This window comes from Pseudomonas sp. WP18 (assembly GCF_036689585.1).
Lineage (GTDB): Bacteria > Pseudomonadota > Gammaproteobacteria > Pseudomonadales > Pseudomonadaceae > Aquipseudomonas > Aquipseudomonas chlororaphis_E.
Genome location: NZ_CP144758.1, coordinates 3,048,834 through 3,071,422, shown reverse-complemented (window position 1 = coordinate 3,071,422; position 22,589 = coordinate 3,048,834). Strand labels below are relative to the sequence as shown.

Sequence of the window (22,589 nt, the reverse complement as noted above, 5' to 3'; positions counted from 1 at the left end):
GTCCCGGTAGACCAGGCATTCAATTGTGCCTACAGGAGCGAGCCTCCAGGTGTGGCGTGGCCTGGGCATGCCATGGCGCCAAGGAATTTCAGGCCAGCCTGTTCAGGTTTGCGCCAGACGGTCGATACCCTGATAGACGCCCAAGTGCGTGATTGCCGGTGCCGCCGTGAGGGGTGTGTCACCCAGATCCTTCACCCATCGTTTTCAGTGGAATTGGCATGGCCAAAAAAATCTCCCTTTTCGCCTTGCTATTGCTGCTTGCTGCCCCGGTCGGGTGGGCGGGTGTGGCGAAGCTTGATGTCGAGATTCTCGAGGGCACGGGCAAGCGGTTACCCGATGCGGTCATTACCCTCAAAGGCCCTATCGATAGGCCCTCAACTGACTTGGCCGCCAGCATGGACCAGCGCAACCAACAGTTTGCGCCTCACGTACTGGCAGTGCACACCGGCTCCCTGATCAAGTTTCCCAACAGCGACAACATCCGCCACCAGGTCTACTCGTTTTCACCCGCCAAGCGTTTCGAGCTGCGTCTGTACGAGGGCACGCCCTCCGAGCCGGTCCTGTTCGACAAGCCTGGCGTGGTGGTCCTGGGCTGCAACATCCACGACCGCATGCTGGGCTACGTCTTCGTCACCGACGATCCGTTCTTTGCCGTCAGCGATGCTCAAGGCAACGTGACGCTGGACAAGCTCGCGGTCGGTGAATACCACGTGACCCTCTGGCACCCGCAGCTCAAAGGGATGCAGCCGATCGATGCCGGCACGCTGAAACTTCCTGCCAGCGGACTCCAGCAGCACTACACGCTGACACTCGAACCGTTACCTGAACAGATGGCGCCCGCGACCAGTGCCTTCGGTGATGCCTTCAAGCGAGCCACTCGTGAAACTGCGCAATAGTTTTCAGGCGCAAGTCGCGGCAGTGATGATCTTGCTGTCGCTGCTGGTGATCGGCTTGTTGTATTTCAGCGTCAATGCGGCGACCCGCACGGCCGTGCGAGGGCAGGCCGACGCACAACTGGACGTCGGCACGCGCATCTTCGAACGGCTGATGGAAGTCCAGGGGCGGCGCCTAGCCGATGGCGTGCAGCTGTTGGCGGCCGACTTCGGCTTTCGCGAAGCGGTGGCCAGCCGGGACGCGGCAACCATCCGTTCAGTGCTGATCAACCATGGCAAGCGGATCAATGCCAGCGACATGATCCTGCTGAGCATGGATGGCACGATACTCGCCAGTACCCTTGACCATACGCCCGATGGATCGCTGTTCCAGTACGACGGCGCGCTGCGCCTGGCACAACGTACGCGCCAGGCCATGGTGATCGTGCCGTTGCAGGGCAAGCCGCATTTGTTGGTGGAAACGCCCGTGCTCGCGCCTCTGCCGGTGGCCAGGGTGGTGATGGGGTTCAGCATGGACGAGGCCTTTGCCCGTGAACTGCGCTCACTCACCAACCTGCAAGTGTCGTTTCTTGCCGTCGATCGGCAACAACCAGGGGGGCTGGTCAGCACTCAGCCAGAGGTATTGCACGGGCCAATATCCCGCTTGATGCTCGGCTCGTCCATCCGCAGCGGGGCCATGCCGACGGAACACCTGAATCACAACTACCTCAGCCAGTTACTGACGCTGGCCGACGGTTCGGGTGAGTACGATGGGCAAGTGATCGCCTTGCTGCAAAGCCCGCTTGACGCAGCCATGCAGGCCTTCGCGCCGCTGGATGAAAAAATCCTGGTGATTAGCCTGATGGCGCTGATCGCCTCGCTGGTCGGTGCCTTGCTGTTGGCCCGGGGGGTGTCGCGGCCGGTCAAGTCGCTGGCCTTGGCGGCGGAGCGCATCGGGCAGGGCGATTACCAGACCCCCGTGGTATTGCCGCGCGCCGATGAACTCGGCTTGTTGGCCAGCGCCGTCAACGCCATGCAAAGAGGCATTGCCGAGCGTGAGCAACAACTGGCCCACAATGCGTTGCATGACCCGGTCACCGACTTGCCCAACCGGGCACTGGCCATGGAGCGCCTGGGCAGTGCGATCAGCGCAAAACGGCCGATGGCATTGATCTTCCTGGGCATCGAGAACCTGCGCGGCATCAACGAAACAGTGGACCCCGAGACGGTTGACCGGTTGCTTCGTCAAACCGGCAGCGCATCCAGGCCCTGTTGCAACCTGGCGACACCGTGGCGCACCTGATCGCCGAGGAATTTCTGATCCTGCTCGACGGGATGGACAGCGACGCGGCGGTGGCTATCGCCGACCAACTGCAGCAGTTGCTGCTCAAGCCCCAGCAAATCAACGGCCATCATTTGGCCTTGGATTGCCGCCTCGGGATCGCGGCGTACCCGGTGGATGGCGAAAACGCCCAAAGCCTGCTGGAGCGCGCATCGATCGCGATGAAGGATGCGGCTCAGATGCCAGGGCATCTGCAGGTTTACCAGCACGGGCGCGACCTGGCGCACCGTCGTCAAATCACGTTGATTCGTGACCTGCGCCATGCGGCGAACAACGGTGAGCTGGTCCTGCATTACCAGCCCAAGCTGGACATCCTCAAACATCACGTGCGCCAGGCCGAAGCCTTGCTGCGCTGGCACCATCCCCAACTGGGCTCGATCTCGCCTGGCGAGTTCATCCCGTTGGCAGAGCGCACCGGCAGTATCCAGGCCCTGACCTATTGGGTGATCAACGAGGGCATGCGTCAACTGGCCGAGTGGAATGAACGGGGCCTGTGCCTGGAACTGTCGTTGAACATCTGCGCCGAGGACCTGATCAGCGATGAGTTGCCCAACCGGGTCGCGGTGTTGTTACGCACTCACCGGTTGCCAGCCGAACAGCTGGTGTTCGAAGTCACGGAAAGCGCGGTCATGCGCGAACCCGAGCGGGCCTTGAAGAACCTTCATCTGCTGCGCGATTGCGGCATCAGCCTGTCGGTGGATGATTTCGGCACTGGCTATTCGTCCTTGGCGCACCTCAAGCGATTGCCGGTGCAAGAGCTCAAGATCGACCAGTCTTTTGTCCGCGACCTGGACGAGGCCAGTGAAGATGCGGTGATCGTGCGCTCGACGATCGAGATGAGCCACAACCTGGGGCTCAAGGTGGTGGCTGAGGGCGTCGAATATGCCCACAGCCTTCGGTTACTCGAGCGCTGGCATTGCGATACAGCGCAGGGTTACCTGATCAGCCCGCCGCTCAGCGCCGCAGCCTTCGCGGCCTGGGTGGCGTTGCCTTTGAATATCCGTACAGCGCTGGTTCATTGAACATGATGGCTTCACGTTTTTTCCTGTCGATCGGCTGCTGCATGGCCTTGGCCTTCCAACACGTTTGCGCCGATGGCGGGCGCTTGATCGCGACAGGCGGCGCCAGCAGCCTGGAAGGTGCCGCGGGCGGCGGGATCACGCCCTGGGCGATGCTGGCCGGGTACGGTGAACAGAACGAGTGGGGCGCGACCGCGTTCGCGACCTCTGTCAACCTGCCGGATTATCGGCTGGATGTGGCGGGGTTGGCCGTGGCCTATGACAACCGGGTGGAGCTGTCCTTTGCCCGGCAACGTTTCGACCTGGGGTCGCTGGTGAACAAGCTGAACCTACCGGACGACCATCTCGACCAGGACATCTACGCCATCAAGGTGCGCCTGTTCGGTGACGTGATCTATGACACCTTGCCGCAGGTCTCCGTCGGCCTGCAATACAAGCACCAGAACGATTTTCTCATCCCCAGCCTGGTGGGCGCCCGGCGCGACAGCGACACCGAGGGCTACCTGGCTGCGAGTCGGCTATTCATGGGCGCGGCGTTTGGCTACAACCTGCTGGTCAACGGCAGCCTGCGCTACAGCCGCGCCAACGAACTGGGGCTATTGGGGTTCGGCGGCGATCGTCGCGATACCCGCAGCGTGCTGAAGGAAGGCTCGCTGGCCGTGTTGCTCAATCCGCGCTGGGCCTTGGGTATCGAGTATCGCCAGAAACCGGACAACCTGTCCTTCAGCGGGGAGAGTGACTGGTCTGATCTATTTGTGGGGTACTTCCCCAACAAACACGTATCAATGGTACTGGCCTACGCGCGACTGGGTGAAATCGCGACGCTCGATCGCCAGAACGGCTTGTACTTGTCCATTCAGGGGGGCTTCTGATGCGTGGGGTCCTGCTGATGATCATCGTGCTGCTGGGTGCGTGCACACAACCCTTGCCCAAGGACGACAGCCTCTATCAAAACCTCGGCGGCCAGCCGGGAATTACCGCGATCGTCGAGGGCATGTTGCTGAACATCGCCCGTGATGACCGTATCGTGGAGCGCTTTCGCAGAATCGATATCCAGCGGTTGCGCGACAAACTGATCGAACAGTTTTGCGTGGAGGCGGGCGGCCCCTGCACCTATACCGGCGACACCATGGCCGAAAGTCATAAGGGACAAAAGGTCAGTCGCAGTGACTTCAATGCCCTGGTCGAGGACCTGATCGCTGCGATGGATGAGCAACGCATACCGGTGCCCGTGCAGAATCGCCTGATCAAGCGCCTGGCACCGATGCGCGGCGACGTCATCGAAAAGTGATGAACCGGCGCCATGACATCAGCAGGCGAGGGCCTGTTCGATATTTTGATTGCCGTCTGCATGGGCAGCCTGCCCGGTAGCCGCTATAGTGCGCGTTTTACGCCACTCCGGCGCTGACACGGCAGTCACAGGAACCTTCCACATGTCCCATGGCGAAATCGCTACCCGCCCTGAAATCACCCACGTCCCACTTTCGGCAAGCGTTGAACAGGCCCGCCAACTGATACCACCCGCCGAAGCACGCCTGGCGCAGCGCAAGCGCGTGGTGCTCAAGCCGTTCATGATCGTTCAGGGGCTGGTCTGCGGGTACTTCCTGATCAAATGGGTGGGGCAGGGGCACTACATCGGCGGTCCGATTCTCGCGGGGCTGCTCTGGTGCGTGACCTGGGTCTTCAGCCTGCCGCTGGCGCTGTTCTGGCGCCAGGAAAGCCGCGAACTCAAACGCGTTCAAGACAATGTCGGCGTCGTCCTGCACAAGACCTGCACGGACTTCCTCGCCGAACAGGCACTGGGGCCGTATCGCTGGATCTCCCGCGGGGAAAACATGCTCGGGTTGTTTCCGGAAACCGGCGTGCTCTATCTCTATGCAGAGGAGTCCGGCTACCAACATGCGCTGATCGATGCGCCGCAAGTGGTTCGCCAAGTGCGGGTCGATGAGAAAGTCCAGACCGTCCACACCTCCAACACCCATACCACCCACAGCGAGCGTCGGGTCAGCAGCACGCACTTTGGCGGCGAGATCGGCAGGGGCACGTCAGACTCCACCACCTACACCTCCAGCACGACCCACCACACCTTTACCCTGCAGATTCAGTTCCAGATCGGTGCCGGCACGCCGTGCTGGACCACCTGGTCATTCGGCAACGACTGGCAGGAAGCGGAAAACTGGCGGTTGCAGATTGCCCAGGCGGCGGGGTTGTAGACCCGGGCCCACGGCAATAGACCAGAGCCATCCGAGTTCAAGTAGACAGGGCCCCTAAGGGCCCTTGTCGTTGGGACGTGCTGCTGTGATATGCTTGCCGCCAATATAGGGTAGGGGGGTATGCTATGGCGCATACACAAGCAGGCAAAGAACAGCTGCTCAAGCGTGTGAAGCGCATCGCCGGGCAGGTGCAGGCGATCGAGCGTGCACTGGAGGGTGGCGCCGACTGCGCCAAGACATTGCATCTGGTGGCGGCGACGCGTGGCGCGATGAACGGTTTGCTCGACGAAATCATCGAGGACCATGCCCGGGAGCATGTCGCCAAGCCTGGCCTGACCGATCAGGAGCGGGCACAGGGCGTAGAGGAACTGCTCGAAGCCATCCATCGGTATTCAAAGTGAGGACTGCATTGAGCACTCATTCCGTTCATAGCCACAACTTCCTGGGCGCCGCCCACGACGCCAATGCCAAGCGCACATTGTGGGTGGTGACACTCACGGTGGTGATGATGGTAGGGGAGATTGCCGCCGGATACATCACCGGCTCGATGGCGCTCCTGGCCGACGGTTTCCACATGGCCACCCATGCCGGCGCGCTGGGCATCGCGGCGGCCGCGTACGCGTACGCCCGCAAGCATTCGCAGAGCCCCGCCTACAGTTTCGGCACGGGCAAGGTGGGTGACCTGGGAGGATTCGCCTCGGCGTTGATCCTCGGCTTGATCTCGTTGGGCATCGGGGTCGAATCGGTGATTCGGCTTTTCGAGCCGTCCCAGGTGCAGTTCACGATGGCGATCCTGGTCGCGGTCATCGGGCTGATCGTGAACATCGTCAGCGCCTTGCTGCTGGGTGGAGGCGGGCATGACCACGGTCATTCCCATGATCATGCCCATGCCCATGCTCATGCTCATCACGGACACGGACACGGACACGGACACGCCCATGGCCATGGCCAGGACAACAACCTGCGCTCCGCCTATGTCCACGTGCTCGCCGACGCGGTCACGTCGGTCATGGCCATCGTGGCGCTGCTGGCCGGCCGGTTTCTGGGCTGGGTATGGCTCGACCCGCTCATGGGCATTGTCGGGGCACTGGTCATTGCCCGCTGGGCGTGGTCGCTGATGAAAGACACTGCGGCGGTGTTGCTGGACAAGACGGATGAGCACGTCGCCGAAGAAATCCGCGCGCTGCTTGATCAAGCCGGCCGGCTCCAGATCACCGACCTGCACGTGTGGCAGGTGGGGCCGCAAGCGCGTGCAGCCATCGTCAGCGTGCAGGGCCCGCGAGCGTTTTCCGCGGAGGATGTACGGGCGGCGTTGAGCGCGGTACATGAAGTGACTCATCTTACGGTGGAGTACCGGGCGGTGGAGAACTAGCCCCGTCAGGTCTTGAGCGGCGTTGCCTTGGCATTGCCGCTCGCCATCTGTCTGTTCACTTTGGATCCAATCATAGTTTTTGCAAATTAATTTTGGATGAGCGTTGTCGCTGGCGGTCACTGTGCCGGGAGCCGAAACGTTGCCGGCCGCATCGGTCAAGACGACCTCAAGGGTCTGGCCATTGGTCTGCGGGCTGCTCAGTACCACCTCGAACCGGCCATCAGTGCCAACCGTCCCGGTGCCCAGTAGGTTGCCCAGTGCATCACGTATGGTGAGCAGGCTCCCGGCTTCCCCCAGGCCGCTCAGCGTCAACCCGTCACTGCTCAGTGCCAGCCCTGTGGGTGCGTCAGGCGCCGTCGTATCGACCGTCGCGCCGTTGCCGCCACCACCGCCACTGGCGACCGCGCCGGCCGCGGCCGCGGTACCGCCCACCCCGAGCAAGCCGAGACCAGCAAAAGCCCAGACCGGCGTCGCACCTTCGACGACGCCGGCACCGGCAATCAACTCGTCCAGCGAGGAGACTTCTTCGAAGGTAAAACCGTTGAACGGCTCGGCGCTGTATCGGGCTTGCCACAGGGTGCTGGCCTCGCCCTGGAAAACCATATCGCTGGTGCTGCCATCGGTGCCGTTGTTTTTACTGGGCGCTCTAGATAGGGTCTTTTTGACAAGACCGCTGGTCGGTTTTACAAAAATGAGCTTCTTGTACAAGAATCCCCAGGCAACGCTGCCGCATGGGGGCGGCGGCGATTACGCGATTGCGAAGGACAGGACAGGAACTGTCAGAACTAGTCTTTTTTAACGGAGAGCGGGCCGGGGTATCAGCGCAACAGGGCGGACCGATAGGCACCAGGGCCGATCCCGAACGCCTGCTTGAATTGCCGGGTCAGGTGGCTTTGATCGGTAAAAATTCGTCGGTCAAAAGGAACCCGAGGCCCAGTCGCCAGCGTGGAGACAGGGGGGGCGGGAGTGTACATCGCCAGCGGACCCTAGCCGGGAAAGGGGACGACATCCAGCCTGCTCGGTGCAGCGCTCTTCAAGCTACTGGTGTATCTCCGCCACGGACATGGTGAACACCAGCCTGGATTTGCCTGCGTTGGAGTAGGCATGAGGGACGTCGGTTTTAGCCACCGCCGAACTCCCCGCCGGGATGATGAGTTCTGTTTCTCCGATCACGCATTTCAGCGTTCCCTTCTCCACATGAAACAGCTCAAGTGTGCCCTGGGGGTGCCCAGGTGAGGTGAAGGATTCGCCTGGGTGCATTTCCCAGCGCCACAGCTCGATCATGTTGGGGCCGGAAGTGCCCGCCAGCAGCCGCGCCGTGCCACCCAACTCGCCGGTCCAGAGGGTGGGGATGTCCTGGCTGTCGATGACATGGGCAGAGGGGGCTTCGGTCACATTGACGATATCGGCTACGGACAGCCCCAGCGCGGCTGCGATTTTGCAGAGGATCCCGATACTGGGGTTCGCCGTGCATTTCTCTATTTCGACGACCATGCCTTTGCTCACGCCTGAGCGCCGTGAAAGCTCATCCAGCGTGATCCTTTGCGCCTTGCGTGCTTGCTTGAGTGTGCGGGCGACGGCCAGGCTGACGGCTTGAGCATCAGCACCCGGGGTAGTCGACAGGCTGGTATTGGTGGTCATTGATGAGCGTCATGAGAAAAATGAGCTGGAATTCTCAGCCCTTACCAACGGTGCCGTCAATCAGCCCGCCCTTTATAGTGGATGATATTGGTCATTATATTGACTTTGACGGTCGTCGCTGACTAGCATGAACTGACATTTAAGGTGCTGGAGGTTTTGATGCTGTCTGTACTGCCGTTAATCGATCAAGCCGTTGCAGAACTGGCTCCGCAATTCAGGGCGCTGAGCATCGTCGTGCAAGCTGCGCCTCTGACTCATCCCGAGGTTGCCCGGGCAGCCCTGGAACGTGCCTGCAAGGCAGTGCTGGCAGGTGGACCCGGCTGGGGAGAAGCCCACCTGAATGCTTGGGCCGACACATTCCGAAAGTTCGGTGCCAAGCCGCAGCGCACGCCGTGTTCCGCCGAAGCATTGCGCAAGCGGGTTCTACGCGACGGTAGCTTGCCGAGCCTGGACCCTATCGTCGATCTCTACAACGCCATCAGTATCGAATACGCCATCCCTGTGGGCGGGGAAAACATAGAGGCCTATGTTGGCGCTCCACGGCTGGTGATCGCCGATGGCAGCGAGCCCTTCGACACGATGAAAGAGGGCGCACCGGCCTTCGAGTATCCAGACGCAGGCGAGGTTGTCTGGTGCGATGACAAAGGCGTCACCTGCCGTCGCTGGAACTGGCGGCAAGGTGTCAGGACGCGTCTGGGCGCGGACGCCACGTCCATGTGGTTCATTCTGGAGAGTTTGCCGGCGATGCCGCTCGAAGCCTTGACGCAAGCGGGCGACAAGTTGATCGAAGGCCTGGAGCAAATGATGCCAGGCGTCCTGATCGAAAGCTCATTGATTGGTCCTGGGGCCAGATAATCGAGGATGACGAAGATGTTTACTGGCCTTGGTGCGTTTCCCTTGACCCCCATGAATGAGCAGGGCGTGGACGAAAAAGCGTTCATGGGGCTCGTGCAACAACTGGCGCGGGCGAAAGTCGACACCATCGCAGCCCTCGGATCCACGGGAGGCTACGCGTATCTTTCTCGAGCCGAACGCACTCGCATTGCGCATCTGGCAGTGGAGGCGGCCGAGGATGTGCCGGTCATGGTGAGCATCGGGGCGCTGCGCACACGCGAGGTTCTGGCGCTGGCAGAAGAGGCACAGAAGGTGGGCGTCAAAGCCTTGCTGCTGCCCCCTGTTTCTTACCAGAAACTGTCTCAGGACGACGTGTTCTCGCTATACGAAACGGTCACGGCCAATATCTCGGTCCCGCTGTGTGTCTATGATAATCCGGGGACCACCCATTTCGAATTTACCGACGAGCTGCATGGACGCATCGCAGCGCTGCCAAATGTCGGGTCGATCAAAATCCCGGGCGTTCCCGAGTCGCCCGACCTGGCCTGCGCGCGCGTTGAGCGCCTGCGTGAGCTGATTCCAAGTCATGTGACGATCGGAGTCAGCGGTGATGTGTTCGCCGCCGTGGGCATGAATGCTGGCTGCGATGCCTGGTACTCCGTTATGGGAGGTCTGTTTCCCCATACGGCGTTGGCAATCACGCGAGCGGCGTTGTCAGGTGACGCCGATGAAGCTACACGCCTTTCTGACGCCTTGAAGCCGCTTTGGGCGTTGTTCCGCCAATTTGGCGGCAGCTTTCGCGTGATTGCGACAGCGGCGGAGCTTCGCGGCCTTACCTGCTTTCCGAGTGTCCCGCTGCCACTACGGACTGTTACCGGGGAAGGGCGCGATCAAATTGCCGCCGTGATCGACGCGCTTGAATTGAGCTGAACATCGCACTGTTCTCCTGCCTCCTTCTCGCGGTGGGAGGCAGCAGCGCTTATGCCAGCAGTCCCAACCACTTGGAATATTGTCAGGTCAGTATATTGACTTTTATAGTCGGTAGACTGAAGCTGGACAGGAGGCGTAGAAACCGCCGCAATGAATTCCAGCCGAGCGCCGCCCCCTTGCGGGCTGGTAGCTCACAGATGGCTTGAGGGTGTCTTGGATCATGAAATACGTCAGCACGCGGACGCCTGGAAGAACATTCGAATTCAGCGAAGTGCTGATGGGCTCGTACGCACCGGACGGTGGCTTGTACGTGCCGCGCAAGGTACCCCGCTTCAAAAAGGAAGCGCTCACCCGGCTAGAATGGTTGCCCTTTCATGAGTTGGCTCGACACGTGATTGCGCCCTTTGTCGGGGACTGGATTGAGCAAGGACAACTGTCTCATCTGCTTGAAGAGACGTTTGGCGGCTTTAAAAGCAACGCCGTTGCACCGCTGCACCAGACAGCAAGCAACGAGTGGGTACTGGAATTGTTCCATGGCCCTGCCGGTGTCTATCAAGACCTTGGGCTCCAGTTAATGTCGCGTTTTGTTCAGCACGAGTTACTGAAGAGTTCAAGGGAGGCGTTGGTTCTAGGTTGTACAGGCGGGGACACGGGCGCTTCGGCTATAAAAGCTTTTTCGGGCATCAAGGGTGTCACTCTCTTGGTGCTGCACCCCTTGAAAGGAATAACCCCAGCCCATCGTCGTCGGTTACTGAGTGCGAGTGCGGAAAATGTGGTCAATATAGCGGTTGACGGGGACTACTCCGATTGTCATCGCTTGTGCGAACAATTCTTCCGCCAACGTCACGATTCAAAGCGGCCGATCATTTCGTTCAACTCTGTGAACTGGGTTCGCGTACTGGCGCATCTGTCGTTCTATTTTTATTCCGCGCTACAACTCGGTGCGCCTAAGCGAGAAGTCGCATTCAGTGTACCCACGGCAAATTCTGGCGCGCTATACGCCGGTTATATGGCCAAGGAAATGGGGCTGCCCATACGGCAGTTGGTTGTTGCCACTAACGCCAACGCCGGCCTGCACCACTTCCTGCAGTCAAACCTCTACAGCCGCAGTGAAATCCGCACCACCAACACACCCAGCATGAATGTTTCACTGGCTTCGAACTTTGAGCGCTTGCAATGGAGCATGCTCAATCGATGCACAGAAAAAGTCGTTCGGAACATGGAATTGTTGGAGGGCAGCGGCGCGGTCCAGTTGGAACAGGATGAATGGTTGGGCGCACGAAAGTTGTTCGATTCGCTGGCCGTGGACGACGCCGATGCATTGACTTGCATTCATGAGTTGTTTGCGCAGAACGGGTATCGGATCAGCGCCAATACCGCTGTCGGCTTGCACGCCGCCCGGGTGAGCAGGCGCAGCCTGCTCATCCCCATGATCTGCCTGGCAACGACCCATCCCTCGGACCACGGCCGCCAGGAGGATGCAGCAGGCTCGTCGGCACCTGAACCAGACTGCCTTTGCATCGCTAATGACAGTAGGGCGCTGGCTGAGTGGGTCGGGGTCTTATCCAAAGACACGGAGTCTCACTTGTTATAACGTCGGAGCCAGAGATGAAACGTGTTTTAGATAAGGTGGATGAAAAAATCCTGGAAGCATTGACCCGTAATGCACGACTGTCTCATAACGACATTGCCATGAAGGTCAACTTATCCAGAAACGCCGTCAGGTTGCGAATAGAACGCCTGGAGCGCGATGGTTATGTCAGAGGGTACACCATCGTCAAAGGCATGCCTTCTAACGATACCGGGCCTATCAAGGCACTCATCTTCGTCTACCGTAAAGAACGCATGCGTGATGCTGAAGTGGTTCGCTGTGTAGTGTCCATGCCGGAAGTTATTTCCTGCAATGTCATGAGTGGTGATTGGGACTTGGTATTAACCGTCGAAGCAATCAACGCCGATCGCATTCACAAAGTATGGGCAGAGATATCGGCACTTCCTGGCGTCTTGAACACCGTCACCTCTTTCGTCTTGTCCAGCGCCAAATAGCAAGTTGCACGGTGATGCGAGCAATTTGCTCGCGACAACGTTCTATTTGCCATATTCGTAAAGTTAAATCACTGGATTACCATTTCAGCACCACATCATAACAATGAGAACCCTGTCGTGACTGAATATAAAGTAGCCTTGCTTGGCTTTGGTGGCGTTAATCGCGCCTTGACTCAACTTATTGCCGATAGGAACTCACGTTGGGCAGATGAACTGGGCTTCACGTTGAAGGTTGTCGGTGTCAGCGACCTTTACCTGGGTTCGATCATCGACAAAGACGGCCTGGATGCACAGGCGTTGGCTGCCGTGCCGGCTGTCAAAGGCAGTTTCGCCACGTTGCCAGGTGGTAACGCCGAACCGGCAAACGAAACCGTGATCCGCTTTTCGGGTGCGGACATTGTCGCTGAGGCAACCTTCACCAATCCTGTGGACGGGGAGCCTGCCACCACGTTCTGCCGCTGGTCCCTGGAAAAAGGCGTCAGCGTCGTGACCACGAATAAAGGCCCCGTGGCGCTTCATGCGCAAAGCTTGAAAGCATTGGCTCAAAGTACCGGTGCCCGGTTCGAGTTCGAAGGGGCTGTCATGAGCGGAACCCCGGTCATCCGATTGGCCAAGGAGTTACTCGCCGGCTCGCAAATCACTGGGTTCAAGGGGATCCTCAACGGTACGTCCAACTTCGTGCTCTCCAGCATGGAAAACGGGTTGGACTTTTGCGGTGCGGTCGCTCAGGCCCAGGCGCTGGGTTATGCCGAAGCCGACCCAACAGCCGATGTGGAAGGGCACGATGTGCGCCTGAAGGTTGCCATCCTGGCCAACGAACTGTTGGGCGCCCAGCTCAAGCCTAACGATGTTGTGTGCAAAGGCATCTCGCAGATCACCGCCGGGAACATCGCTGAGGCGGCCAAGGTGAATGCCCGTTGGAAATTGATCGGCAGCGCGGAAAAACAGGCCGACGGCTCGATTTCAGCTTCCGTGAGCCCCCAGTTACTGCCCGCCGATGATGCGCTCAGTGCAGTCAGTGGCGCCACCAACGCAATCACCTTCGCCACGACCCTTCTGGGTCCCGTCACGGTGGTGGGGGCGGGGGCCGGTCGTGTTGAAACCGCCTTCGCCTTGCTCGCCGATATCGTGAGCATCCACAACCACAAGACAGCGTCAGGTAAGTCATCATGAATAGCTTGAGTCTTTCGCTCGCTGCTGATTACAAGGCCATAACGGTGTTCAACCCGTTCGACGGCAGCACCGTGGGAGAAGTGACGGACATGCCTGCCTCCTCGGCCACTACGATTGTCGACACGGCTCTCCTGGGTGCTTCAGTGGCCAAAAACCTTGCCCGCCATGAACGCGCGAGCATCCTGGAAAAGGCCGCGCATGCGGTCGAGCGTGACAAGGACGCTTTTGCCCAACTCATCGTCGCGGAGTCAGGCAAGACCCTGAAACAGGCACGAAAAGAAGTGCTGCGCTGCGTCAACACGTTGAAGCTGTCAGCCGAAGAAGCCAAGCGCAATGCCGGTGAAGTCGTACCTTTCGACGCTTATGTCGGCTCCGAATCGCGCCAGGGCTGGTTCACTCGCGAACCACTGGGGGTAATTCTTGCAATCACGCCCTACAACGACCCGCTGAACCTGGTCGCACATAAACTGGGGCCCGCCATTGCCGGTGGCAATGCAGTTGTTCTCAAGCCGTCGGAGCTCACGCCGTTATCGGCGATCAAGCTGGTGGAATGCCTTGTCGACGCGGGCCTGCCGCGGGTCGTGGTGACGGTCGCTACCGGTGGCGCCGCGCTGGCCAAGGCCTTGGTCGCCCATCGCGCCGTGCGCATGGTGTCGTTCACGGGGGGCTTTGTCACCGGTGAGCAGATCTCGCGTACCGCCGGCCTGAAGAAACTGGCCATGGACCTCGGGGGCAACGCACCGGTCATCGTAATGGCCGATTGTGCACTGACTGAGACGGTCGATGCTTGCGTATCGGGGGCTTTCTGGGCCGCCGGTCAAAACTGCATAGGGACCCAGCGAATCCTCATCGAGGCCCCACTCTATGAAGCTTTCAAAACACGCTTCGTCGAAAAGACCCGAGAGCTGATCGTGGGCAACCCGGCCGATGAGCAAACCGATGTCGGGCCGATGATCACCGAGGCATCTGCCAAGCGCACCGAAGAGGTGGTCAATGACGCCATTGCCCAAGGTGCCACCCTGTTGTTCGGCAACACGCGCAGGGCCTCACTTTACTCGCCCACGGTGCTGGAGGGCGTCGACCGCCAATGCCGGTTGTGGTGCGAAGAGGTATTCAGCCCGGTGGTCATCCTGCAGCGCGTCGCGTCTTTGGATGAGGCGTTGGCGCTGGCCAACGAACCCGAGTACAGCCTGCATGCCGGGATTTTCACCAGCAATCTGAATGTGGCGATGACCGCTGCCAAGCGACTTGAAGCCGGTGGCGTGATGATTAATGACTCTTCCGACTATCGCTTCGATGCAATGCCGTTTGGAGGGTTCAAGTACGGCAGCATGGGCCGTGAGGGCGTACGTTTCGCCTATGAAGACATGACGCAGCCCAAGGTGGTTTGCATCAACGATGCCGGTGGCCGCTAGGCCGCTCTTCGGCTTGAGCACGACACACAACAATAAAGGAATCGACATGCGCCCCGACAAGCACAATCTCTCGACCCTGTCTGCAGCGACATTGGCCGTTCACGGCGGGAATGTCGCCGATGCCACCAGCGGCGCGGTCCGCACGCCATTGGTCATGGCCAACTCCTACCTGTTGCCGGAGGACCCGGCGACCATGGACTGGTCGAGCCCCGATGGTCTCGTGTACACCCGCAACCAAGGCCACAACCAGGTCTGCCTGGAGAAAAAACTGGCCGCCCTTGAGGGCTGTGAAAACGCCGTGGTGTTCGCCACCGGTGTCGCGGCGTTGCACTCGGTGTTTTTCTCGTTCTTGAAAAGTGGCGATCATGTGATTGTCAGTGACATTACCTACCAGGCGGTCTGGAAGCTTTTCGCCGAGCTTCTGCCTGAGCGCTACGGCATTGAAGCAACGTTCGTGGATGTCGGTGACCTGGAATCGGTTCGTGGGGCCATTCGGCCCAACACCCGGTTGATCCATACTGAAACCATCGCCAATCCCACCACCAAGGTGGCGGACATTGCGGCATTGGCCGACATTGCCCATGCGCACGGCGCACTCATCTCGGTGGACGCCACGTTCACGCCTCCGCCATTTTTTCGGGCGAGCGAGCACGGTGTCGACTTCGTCGTTCATTCATTGACCAAGTACATCAACGGCCATGGCGATGCCATGGGTGGGGTAGTGATCGGCTCCCATCAGTTGATCAACAAGATTAAGAATGATGCGTTGGTTGACCTGGGCGCGACTATTTCGCCGTTCAATGCCTGGATGATCATGCGCGGCTCCGTCACGTTGCCATTGCGCCTCAAGCAACTGTTGAGCACCGCCGAAAAGCTGGCTCAATTCCTGGACAACGATGATCGGATTGCCTACGTCTACTACCCAGGCTTGCCGTCCCACCCGCAACACGAGTTGGCACGCCGGCAATTCGAGGGCAAGGGCTATGGGGCGGTAATGGCTTTTGCGGTAGAGGGCGACCCTGACACCCAGAACCGCTTTGTTTCGAACCTGCGCATTATCACCTCGGCCGTTTCACTGGGACATGACGAATCGCTGATCGTGCATGTGGGGGCAGAAGGGCGGGGCGGCTTTGACAAGTATCCCGAGGAGTTTCGCAAGTATGGTCACTTGCGTTTTTCGGTGGGCCTGGAAGATCCAGAAGACTTGATCAAGGACATCACATTCGCGTTGGACGCAACGTTCAAGTGATGTAACGACTGTTGGCATGTAACAGGGTTTGGTCAACCCGTCTTTTACCCCCGTGCTCGCGGGGGTCTTTTTAACAAGGTCAGCCTAGTAGTTGTCGCTCAAGCGAACGACGGGGTTTGCCATTGGCTTGGGAATTATTCATGGCTTGGGTCAGTTTGTTCATTGCCGGTTTATTGGAAGTGGTCTGGGCTTTTTCGATGAAACAATCCGAGGGGTTTACGCGGTTAGTTCCCTCGGTCATCACATTCATCACGGTCATCACCAGTTTCGCGCTGCTGTCGTTTTCGATGAAGAGCTTGCCGCTGGGCACCGCTTACATGATCTGGACCGGTATCGGTGCGGTCGGCGCCTTCGCTGCGGGCATCTTTTTCATGGGGGAGCCCGTCACGCTGCTACGGATCCTGGCGGCAGTCCTGATCGTCGGCGGGCTGTTGTTGATGAAACTGGTGTCTGCCTGAAACGCGAGCATTTTGCTCGTAATTACGTTCACTTTGCCATATTCGTAAAGTCGTCGCAGTCAGGTAACGTTTGAATTGAAGCACTGAAGTGCCCTACTAACAATGTGCTGCTCGCTGTCAGGTTGTCCGCTGTTCACTGCCCTTAATCCAACTACAATATCTAGGGAATTACGTATGATCTCGCTAAAGAAACTTTCTTTGTTGATATGCCTGGCTGTGTGTGCAGGCAGCGCTTCGGCCAAAGAATACTCCACCCTGCGTTTCGGCGTGGATGCCAACTACGCGCCGTTTGAGTCCAAGGCTGCTGATGGCAGCCTTAAAGGCTTCGATATTGACTTGGGTAACGCGATCTGCGCAAAGCTCTCAGTCAAGTGCATCTGGGTGGAAAGCGATTTTGATGGTTTGATTCCAGGTCTCAGGGCCGGCAAGTTCGACGGCATCCTGTCTTCCATGACCGTGACACCCACCCGGGAAAAAGCCATCGATTTTTCCAGCGAACTGTTCTCCGGGTTCACGTCCTATGTGTTCAAGAAAGGTTCAGGGCTGAGCGCGGACGTCGCGTCACTCAAAGGCAAGCGGGTGGGCTACTTTCAAGGCAGCATCCAGGAAGCCTACGCCAAGGCTGTGCTGGACAAGGCAGGCGTAAAAATCCAGTCCTATCAAAATCAGGACCAGGTGTATTACGACCTGGTAGCAGGACGGCTGGACGCCTCCCTGCAGGATTCGCTGCAAGCACAGTTGGGCTTTATCAACTCGCCCCAGGGCGCCGATTACGAAATGAGCCCGCCCGTGGAGAGCCCTTACCTGCCATCCAAGACGGCTATCGGCATCGTCAAAGGCAACTCAGCACTCAAGGCCATGCTGGACAAGGCGATCCAGGCCCTGCATGAAGACGGCACCTACGATTCGATCCAAAAGCAGCATTTTGGCGACCTGAATCTTTACAGCGGCAAATAACCACCCGGCGCCCGTCCGCCGGATGGGCGTTCCTCGCGATAGGTTGTTGATCATGTTCGAAACACTGTTAGGCGCACTCGGGCTCTCCGCATTCAGTTTGCAGGGGTTCGGCCCCTTGCTGCTGGACGGCGCCTGGATGACCGTCAAGTTGTCCCTGTCTTCCTTGGCGCTCAGCGTATTGCTCGGGCTGATGGGGGCCGGCGCCAAGCTTTCCGGCCTCAAGCTGCTGCGTTTGCCGGCGCAGCTCTACACCACACTGATCCGTGGGGTCCCGGACCTGGTCCTGATGCTGCTGATTTTCTACAGCCTGCAAACCTGGCTGACCGTCATCACAGGGGCGCTGGATTGGGAGTACATCGAAATCAATCCCTTCGTCGCCGGGATCATCACCCTCGGGTTTATCTACGGCGCTTATTTCACCGAAACTTTTCGCGGTGCCATGCTGGCGGTACCCCGTGGGCAGGTCGAAGCGGCGACAGCCTATGGCTTGAGTCGTGCGCAGCGCTTTCGCTTCGTAGTGTTCCCGCAAATGATGCGGTTCGCCCTACCGGGACTTGGCAATAACTGGATGGTGATCCTTAAAGCCACAGCACTGGTCTCGATCATCGGCCTGGCTGACTTGGTGAAAGCGGCCCAGGATGCGGGAAAGAGTACTTATCAGCTGTTCTTTTTCCTGGTGCTGGCCGCCCTCACGTACCTGGTCATCACCAGCGTTTCCAATGTCATCCTGCGCATTCTCGAAAGGCACTACGCGGCGGGTTCACGGGAGGCGGTACGATGATCGAGTTACTGCAAGAGTACTGGAAGCCTTTCGTCTACAGCGATGGCCAGCAGGTGACCGGCCTGGCCATGACATTGTGGCTGCTCAGCGCTTCATTGCTCATTGGCTTTATCGCCTCGATCCCTCTGTCCATCGCTCGTGTATCGCCCAGGTTCTACGTACGTTGGCCGGTGCAGTTCTACACCTACCTGTTCAGGGGTACGCCGCTCTATATCCAACTGCTGATCTGCTACACCGGGGTCTATAGCCTGGCGGCCATACGGTCCCAGCCACTGCTGGACGCGTTTTTCCGTGACGCGATGAACTGCACCATTCTGGCCTTCGCCCTTAACACCTGCGCCTACACCACGGAGATATTCGCCGGCGCCATTCGCAACATCCCCCATGGAGAAATTGAAGCGGCAAAAGCGTATGGCCTCTCAGGTTGGAAACTCTATGCATTCGTGATCATGCCGTGCGCCTTGCGTCGTTCACTGCCGTACTACAGCAACGAAGTGATCCTGATGCTTCATTCGACAACCGTGGCCTTCACCGCAACGGTGCCAGACATTCTCAAAGTCGCCCGTGATGCAAACTCGGCGACTTTCCTGACCTTTCAATCGTTTGGGATGGCTGCAGCGATTTACCTGGCGGTGACTTTTGCATTGGTTGGCGTGTTCAGAATGGCCGAACGTCATTGGCTGGCTTTTTTAGGGCCGACTCACTGAGCCCGATAGGGCCAATCCCAATCCGCGTTAGAGGATGATTGCGAACATGTACAAATTGACGGTTGAAGGTCTGTACAAACACTACGGTAACCATGAAGTGCTCAAGGGCGTTTCCCTGCAAGCCAAGACGGGTGATGTCATCAGCTTGATCGGCGCCAGTGGTTCGGGAAAGAGCACGTTCCTGCGCTGTATCAACTTTCTCGAAACCCCCAATGACGGAACCATGAGCCTGGACGGCAAGCCGATCCGCATGATCAAGGGCCCGGCGGGCTTGCAGGTGCAGGACGATCGCGAACTGCAACAACTGCGCACGCGCCTGGCCATGGTGTTCCAGCATTTCAACCTGTGGGGGCACATGACCGTGCTGGACAACATCACCATTGCCCCGCGGCGGGTGCTGGGGGTCAGCAAGAAAGACGCGCAAGAGCGGGCCCGCCGGTACCTGGAGAAAGTCGGACTGCCGGCCCGGGTCGCCGATCAGTTCCCGGCATTTCTTTCCGGAGGGCAGCAACAACGGGTGGCGATCGCCCGGGCCCTCGCCATGGAACCTGAGGTCATGTTGTTCGACGAGCCCACATCGGCACTCGACCCCGAGGTCGTGGGCGAGGTGTTGAAAGTCATCCAGGGGCTGGCTGAAGAGGGCCGGACGATGATCATGGTGACCCATGAAATGGGCTTTGCGCGAAAGGTCTCCAACCAGTTGCTGTTTCTCCACCAGGGGCTCGTGGAAGAGCAGGGCGGGCCTGAAATCCTGGATAACCCTCGAAGCGAGCGCCTGCAGCAATTCTTGTCCAATGGGTTGAAGTGAAACGCTAAAAACCTTAGGCATACGAGTCTGCGGGCATTCGAGAGGCTGACGGCCTACCACGGTGTGGCCGTCATCAAGCACTCATCGACGCATCTTGGGCACCGAATAACAACGACAACACTCTCGGCCTTCGGATACAACATGATGATTGCCAACCTGAAGTTCAGTCATAAGGTCTTGCTTGCGGCATCGCTCGTGGTGGTCGCGGCATTTTCCCTCTTTACGCTGTACAACGACTCGATCCAGCGCAGAACCATCCGCACGAACCTGGAAAACCACTTGGAAGAAATGAGCCAGATCACCGCCGCTAGCGTGCAGGCCTGGCTTTCGGGGCGCCTACTGCTGGTTGATCATGTTGCCCAGACGCTAGCCAACGATCCCGCACCGGAGAGCGTCACACGGCTGCTGGAGCAGAAATCATTGCTGTCGACATTCACCTTCACTTATCTGGGCCGTCGCGACGGCGGTTTCGCCATTCGCCCCAAGGACGATTTGCCCGCTGACTACGACCCGCGCACGCGTCCCTGGTACATCGACGCGATGGCTGCCGGGGGAACCACCTTGACCGAGCCCTACCTGGATGTAACGACGGGGCAACTGATGATGACCATCGCCACGCCGGTCAGCCATGGCGGTCAGGCGCTTGGGGTGGTAGGCGGCGACCTGACGCTCGAAACCATGGCCAACATCGTCAGCTCACTCGATCTAGGCGGCATCGGCTATGCCTTCCTGGTCAACGCTGATGGCAAGGTATTGGTTCACCCGGACAAGGGTCAGGTGATGAAACAGCTGAGCGATATCTATCCCCAGAAGACGCCGACACTCAGTACGCACATCAGTGAGACAGAACAGGAAGGAAAACCTCGGATCCTGATGTTTTCGGCGATCAAGGGGTTGCCTTCGGTGAACTGGTACGTCGGCTTGTCCATCGACAAGGACAAAGCCTATGAGGCGCTGGGCGATTTTCGCGCCTCGGCGATTCTGGCCATGGTCATCGCCGTGGCACTCACGCTGCTCCTGCTGGGCATCCTGATTCGCGTGCTGATGCAGCCCTTGAGGCTGATGGGCAAAGCCATGCGGGATATCGCCCAGGGGGAGGGCGACCTTACCCGTCGACTGGATGTGCACTCCAAGGATGAGTTCGGAACCCTGGCCGGCGACTTCAATCTATTCGTGGAGCGTATCCAGCACTCGATACGAGAAGTCTCTTCTGCCACCACACATGTCAATGAGGTGGCCAGGCGCGTGATGCAGACCTCCAGCGCTTCCATGGCGAACTCGGACGAACAGGCCAATCGCACCCACAGCATCGCGGCGGCGATAAACGAGCTGGGGGCGGCCGCCCAGGAAATTGCACGCAATGCGGGGATTGCGTCTCACCAGGCGTCGGATGCCCGTGTTCAGGCTGAAGGCGGGCGACAGATCGTGACCCGGACGATCCATGCCATGGACGAGTTGTCCGGAAAGATCCGCCTGTCGTGCAGCAATATAGAAGCGCTGAATGGCAAGACGGAGAACATCGGACGGATCCTTGAAGTCATCAAAGGCATTTCCGAACAGACCAACCTGCTGGCGCTCAATGCCGCGATTGAGGCGGCGCGGGCGGGCGAGGCGGGGCGTGGTTTTGCCGTGGTAGCGGACGAAGTGCGCAGCCTGGCCTATCGCACCCAGACGTCAGCCCAGGAAATCCATACGATGATCGAAGAGCTTCAGGTAGGCGCACGTGCAGCGGTTCAGACCCTGAGCGAAAGCGAGCGCTACAGTAAGGATGGCGTGATGATCGCCTACCAGGCTGGCGAGCGGTTGAGCAGCGTGACGGATGGCATTGGCCAAATCGACGGGATCAATCAGTCGGTGGCGGCTGCAACGGAGGAACAGACGTCGGTCATTGATTCGTTGAACGTGGACATCACCCAGATCAAGACCCTCAACGAGGAAGGCGTGCAAAACCTCCAGGCCACGCTGCAGGCGTGTGACGACCTTGAGCGACAAGCCACGCGGCTCAAGCAGTGGGTGGACGGCTTTCGAACGTAGGTCAAAACCATGGCCAGCCGCGAGGGCTGGCCTTGAGTCACGGGCGAGAAAACAACAATTTCAGGCCTGCCGCGCCAAACACCAGTCCAAGCGTGCCTTCGATCCAGCGACGTGCCCGGCGATAGCCCCGAATCATCGGTGCCGTGGAGAAAACGACCGCATAGCCACAGAAAATGGTGATGCTCAGCACGGCACAGCCCGCCAGGATGATCACCACCGTTTCAGGCGTGGACTGCGGCCCCAGTCCCAGCGTCATTGTCGCCATCCAACCCAGCAAGGCCTTCGGGTTGGTCAGGTGCATCAGCAAGCCGCGCCGATAGAGATCGAAACCCGACACCGCTGGTGCGGCCGCCAATTCCTTTTCCAGCCGCTCATCGGGCGTCAGGGCAGAGCGCCCAGCCTTGACGGCAAGAAACAGCAGGTAAAGCCCACCGATCAGCTTGAGCGCGAAGAGTGCCTGCGCGAACTGGGTCAGGATGGCCGACACGCCGGTAGCGGCCATCGATCCCCAGAAAAAAGAACCACTGATGACCCCGGCGGCGAGCATCAGCGCCGGCTGCCGGCCCTGATGCATGGCCACCCCCATGATCCGCATATTGCTCGGACCGGGGCTGGCCGCACCGACAATGTAGGCAGTGAAGACGAGCAGCAGGTGGTGGAAATCAACTGACATGTGCATTCCTTGAACGTTGTCTGCCAGACAGCTTAAGTGTTCGGACGCTGAACGTCACCACGCTA

General features: G+C 59.2%; 21 protein-coding genes and 2 pseudogenes. 20 read left to right on the top strand and 3 right to left on the bottom strand.

Going from position 1 to position 22,589, the window contains the following annotated elements; all coding sequences use genetic code 11:
• Positions 1-218 precede the first annotated feature (218 nt).
• From V5F23_RS13650 to dmeF, 7 genes and pseudogenes are all read left to right on the top strand, one after another.
• A complete protein-coding gene (locus V5F23_RS13650) occupies positions 219-896 on the top strand; it encodes a methylamine utilization protein (RefSeq protein ID WP_052497402.1) in 678 nt (225 codons plus the stop codon).
• A pseudogene (locus V5F23_RS13645) lies at positions 880-3,236 on the top strand (EAL domain-containing protein). The gene V5F23_RS13650 and the pseudogene V5F23_RS13645 overlap by 17 nt, the downstream one beginning before the upstream one ends.
• Positions 3,237-3,241: 5 nt before the next feature.
• A complete protein-coding gene (locus V5F23_RS13640) occupies positions 3,242-4,105 on the top strand; it encodes a DUF3034 family protein (RefSeq protein WP_042732176.1) in 864 nt (287 codons plus the stop codon).
• Complete coding sequence (locus V5F23_RS13635; protein WP_212803810.1) at positions 4,105-4,524, top strand: group 1 truncated hemoglobin; 420 nt, start codon at positions 4,105-4,107, stop codon at positions 4,522-4,524. The genes V5F23_RS13640 and V5F23_RS13635 overlap by 1 nt, the downstream gene beginning before the upstream one ends.
• 142 nt (positions 4,525-4,666) lie before the next feature.
• Complete coding sequence (locus tag V5F23_RS13630) at positions 4,667-5,446, top strand: hypothetical protein (protein WP_338498759.1); 780 nt, start codon at positions 4,667-4,669, stop codon at positions 5,444-5,446.
• A 125-nt stretch (positions 5,447-5,571) separates the two neighbouring features.
• On the top strand, positions 5,572-5,847 hold the full coding sequence (locus tag V5F23_RS13625) for a metal/formaldehyde-sensitive transcriptional repressor (protein ID WP_053144531.1): 276 nt from the start codon (positions 5,572-5,574) through the stop codon (positions 5,845-5,847).
• A gap of 8 nt (positions 5,848-5,855) precedes the next feature.
• The gene (gene dmeF, locus V5F23_RS13620) at positions 5,856-6,818 is read left to right on the top strand and encodes a CDF family Co(II)/Ni(II) efflux transporter DmeF (protein WP_338498755.1); all 963 of its coding nucleotides are present in this window, start codon (positions 5,856-5,858) and stop codon (positions 6,816-6,818) included.
• 818 nt (positions 6,819-7,636) lie between these two features.
• Here dmeF and V5F23_RS13615 read toward each other — a convergent pair.
• Together V5F23_RS13615 and V5F23_RS13610 are read right to left on the bottom strand one after the other, a co-directional pair.
• Positions 7,637-7,723: pseudogene (locus V5F23_RS13615) on the bottom strand (AraC family transcriptional regulator); the annotation flags it as partial.
• Positions 7,724-7,856: 133 nt separating this feature from the next.
• Positions 7,857-8,459 carry a helix-turn-helix domain-containing protein gene (locus V5F23_RS13610; RefSeq protein WP_042731158.1) on the bottom strand — a complete coding sequence of 201 codons (603 nt, stop codon included), beginning with the start codon at positions 8,457-8,459 and terminating at the stop codon, positions 7,857-7,859.
• 159 nt (positions 8,460-8,618) lie between these two features.
• On the opposite strand from V5F23_RS13610, the gene V5F23_RS13605 reads away from it, so the two are divergent.
• From V5F23_RS13605 to V5F23_RS13545, 13 genes are all read left to right on the top strand, one after another.
• Positions 8,619-9,314, top strand: a complete 696-nt coding sequence (locus V5F23_RS13605) for a B3/4 domain-containing protein (protein WP_042731159.1) — start codon at positions 8,619-8,621, stop codon at positions 9,312-9,314.
• A 15-nt stretch (positions 9,315-9,329) separates the two neighbouring features.
• Positions 9,330-10,223: a dihydrodipicolinate synthase family protein gene (locus tag V5F23_RS13600; RefSeq protein ID WP_042731160.1), complete on the top strand. Its 894-nt coding sequence runs from the start codon at positions 9,330-9,332 to the stop codon at positions 10,221-10,223.
• Positions 10,224-10,443: 220 nt separating this feature from the next.
• Complete coding sequence (locus V5F23_RS13595; RefSeq protein WP_042731161.1) at positions 10,444-11,817, top strand: pyridoxal-phosphate dependent enzyme; 1,374 nt, start codon at positions 10,444-10,446, stop codon at positions 11,815-11,817.
• Positions 11,818-11,831: 14 nt separating this feature from the next.
• A complete protein-coding gene (locus tag V5F23_RS13590) occupies positions 11,832-12,269 on the top strand; it encodes an Lrp/AsnC family transcriptional regulator (RefSeq protein ID WP_042731162.1) in 438 nt (145 codons plus the stop codon).
• Positions 12,270-12,386: 117 nt separating this feature from the next.
• Positions 12,387-13,442, top strand: coding sequence for a homoserine dehydrogenase (locus V5F23_RS13585; protein WP_042731163.1), 1,056 nt, complete (start codon positions 12,387-12,389; stop codon positions 13,440-13,442).
• On the top strand, positions 13,439-14,857 hold the full coding sequence (locus tag V5F23_RS13580; RefSeq protein WP_042731164.1) for an aldehyde dehydrogenase family protein: 1,419 nt from the start codon (positions 13,439-13,441) through the stop codon (positions 14,855-14,857). Before V5F23_RS13585 ends, V5F23_RS13580 begins: the two co-directional genes overlap by 4 nt.
• Positions 14,858-14,903: 46 nt before the next feature.
• A complete protein-coding gene (locus V5F23_RS13575) occupies positions 14,904-16,106 on the top strand; it encodes an aminotransferase class I/II-fold pyridoxal phosphate-dependent enzyme (RefSeq protein ID WP_047738546.1) in 1,203 nt (400 codons plus the stop codon).
• A 140-nt stretch (positions 16,107-16,246) separates the two neighbouring features.
• A complete protein-coding gene (locus V5F23_RS13570; RefSeq protein WP_042731166.1) occupies positions 16,247-16,564 on the top strand; it encodes a multidrug efflux SMR transporter in 318 nt (105 codons plus the stop codon).
• A 174-nt stretch (positions 16,565-16,738) separates the two neighbouring features.
• Positions 16,739-17,521 carry a transporter substrate-binding domain-containing protein gene (locus tag V5F23_RS13565; RefSeq protein ID WP_338498754.1) on the top strand — a complete coding sequence of 261 codons (783 nt, stop codon included), beginning with the start codon at positions 16,739-16,741 and terminating at the stop codon, positions 17,519-17,521.
• 52 nt (positions 17,522-17,573) lie between these two features.
• Complete coding sequence (locus V5F23_RS13560) at positions 17,574-18,302, top strand: ABC transporter permease (RefSeq protein WP_042731169.1); 729 nt, start codon at positions 17,574-17,576, stop codon at positions 18,300-18,302.
• On the top strand, positions 18,299-19,009 hold the full coding sequence (locus tag V5F23_RS13555) for an ABC transporter permease (RefSeq protein WP_042731168.1): 711 nt from the start codon (positions 18,299-18,301) through the stop codon (positions 19,007-19,009). Before V5F23_RS13560 ends, V5F23_RS13555 begins: the two co-directional genes overlap by 4 nt.
• A 46-nt stretch (positions 19,010-19,055) precedes the next feature.
• Positions 19,056-19,817 carry an ATP-binding cassette domain-containing protein gene (locus V5F23_RS13550; RefSeq protein ID WP_047738544.1) on the top strand — a complete coding sequence of 254 codons (762 nt, stop codon included), beginning with the start codon at positions 19,056-19,058 and terminating at the stop codon, positions 19,815-19,817.
• Positions 19,818-19,961: 144 nt separating this feature from the next.
• Positions 19,962-21,851, top strand: a complete 1,890-nt coding sequence (locus V5F23_RS13545) for a methyl-accepting chemotaxis protein (RefSeq protein WP_338498914.1) — start codon at positions 19,962-19,964, stop codon at positions 21,849-21,851.
• Positions 21,852-21,888: 37 nt separating this feature from the next.
• Here V5F23_RS13545 and V5F23_RS13540 read toward each other — a convergent pair whose 3' ends face one another.
• Entirely contained in the window at positions 21,889-22,524 is a 636-nt protein-coding gene (locus tag V5F23_RS13540; RefSeq protein WP_047738541.1) for a LysE family translocator, read from the bottom strand.
• Between the last annotated feature and the right edge of the window lie 65 nt (positions 22,525-22,589).

Bases quoted from the DNA above. Each gene is read 5' to 3' on its own strand.
- V5F23_RS13575 (WP_047738546.1), top strand. From the start codon at position 14,904: ATGCGCCCCGACAAGCACAATCTCTCGACCCTGTCTGCAGCGACATTG.
- V5F23_RS13650 (WP_052497402.1), top strand. From the start codon at position 219: ATGGCCAAAAAAATCTCCCTTTTCGCCTTGCTATTGCTGCTTGCTGCC.
- V5F23_RS13545 (WP_338498914.1), top strand. From the start codon at position 19,962: ATGATTGCCAACCTGAAGTTCAGTCATAAGGTCTTGCTTGCGGCATCG.
- V5F23_RS13565 (WP_338498754.1), top strand. From the start codon at position 16,739: ATGATCTCGCTAAAGAAACTTTCTTTGTTGATATGCCTGGCTGTGTGT.
- V5F23_RS13560 (WP_042731169.1), top strand. From the start codon at position 17,574: ATGTTCGAAACACTGTTAGGCGCACTCGGGCTCTCCGCATTCAGTTTG.
- V5F23_RS13610 (WP_042731158.1), bottom strand. From the start codon at position 8,459: ATGACCACCAATACCAGCCTGTCGACTACCCCGGGTGCTGATGCTCAA.
- V5F23_RS13570 (WP_042731166.1), top strand. From the start codon at position 16,247: ATGGCTTGGGTCAGTTTGTTCATTGCCGGTTTATTGGAAGTGGTCTGG.
- V5F23_RS13580 (WP_042731164.1), top strand. From the start codon at position 13,439: ATGAATAGCTTGAGTCTTTCGCTCGCTGCTGATTACAAGGCCATAACG.
- V5F23_RS13640 (WP_042732176.1), top strand. From the start codon at position 3,242: ATGGCTTCACGTTTTTTCCTGTCGATCGGCTGCTGCATGGCCTTGGCC.
- V5F23_RS13540 (WP_047738541.1), bottom strand. From the start codon at position 22,524: ATGTCAGTTGATTTCCACCACCTGCTGCTCGTCTTCACTGCCTACATT.
- V5F23_RS13590 (WP_042731162.1), top strand. From the start codon at position 11,832: ATGAAACGTGTTTTAGATAAGGTGGATGAAAAAATCCTGGAAGCATTG.
- V5F23_RS13600 (WP_042731160.1), top strand. From the start codon at position 9,330: ATGTTTACTGGCCTTGGTGCGTTTCCCTTGACCCCCATGAATGAGCAG.
- V5F23_RS13550 (WP_047738544.1), top strand. From the start codon at position 19,056: ATGTACAAATTGACGGTTGAAGGTCTGTACAAACACTACGGTAACCAT.
- V5F23_RS13605 (WP_042731159.1), top strand. From the start codon at position 8,619: ATGCTGTCTGTACTGCCGTTAATCGATCAAGCCGTTGCAGAACTGGCT.
- V5F23_RS13555 (WP_042731168.1), top strand. From the start codon at position 18,299: ATGATCGAGTTACTGCAAGAGTACTGGAAGCCTTTCGTCTACAGCGAT.
- V5F23_RS13630 (WP_338498759.1), top strand. From the start codon at position 4,667: ATGTCCCATGGCGAAATCGCTACCCGCCCTGAAATCACCCACGTCCCA.
- V5F23_RS13635 (WP_212803810.1), top strand. From the start codon at position 4,105: ATGCGTGGGGTCCTGCTGATGATCATCGTGCTGCTGGGTGCGTGCACA.
- V5F23_RS13625 (WP_053144531.1), top strand. From the start codon at position 5,572: ATGGCGCATACACAAGCAGGCAAAGAACAGCTGCTCAAGCGTGTGAAG.
- V5F23_RS13595 (WP_042731161.1), top strand. From the start codon at position 10,444: ATGAAATACGTCAGCACGCGGACGCCTGGAAGAACATTCGAATTCAGC.